This is a genomic window from Vibrio mytili (assembly GCF_000830505.1).
GTDB lineage: Bacteria > Pseudomonadota > Gammaproteobacteria > Enterobacterales > Vibrionaceae > Vibrio > Vibrio mytili.
This window is the reverse complement of record NZ_JXOK01000093.1, coordinates 1-214: the sequence shown is the minus strand read 5'-3', so window position 1 is coordinate 214 and position 214 is coordinate 1. Positions and strand designations below refer to the sequence as shown.

The 214-nt window shown below is 50.0% G+C and carries 2 tRNA genes; both read right to left on the bottom strand.

Annotation, left to right across the window (positions count from 1 at the left end):
* Nucleotides 1-2 precede the first annotated feature (2 nt).
* Nucleotides 3-76: transfer RNA gene (locus SU60_RS20895), tRNA-Gln, on the bottom strand.
* 47 nt (nt 77-123) lie between these two features.
* Nucleotides 124-208 (bottom strand) — tRNA-Leu (locus SU60_RS20890).
* Nucleotides 209-214 lie beyond the last annotated feature (6 nt).

Below are 214 nucleotides of genomic sequence, written 5' to 3'. Positions count from 1 at the left end.
AATGGCAGGGCTACCTGGATTCGAACCAGGGAATGGCGGCATCAAAAGCCGCTGCCTTACCGCTTGGCGATAGCCTACAGGTCAATAGTCGTGAGACTATTAATCTTTCTAATAAAGAAAGAATGGTGCGGAAGGAGAGACTTGAACTCTCACACCTTGCGGCGCCAGAACCTAAATCTGGTGCGTCTACCAATTCCGCCACTTCCGCATCTTA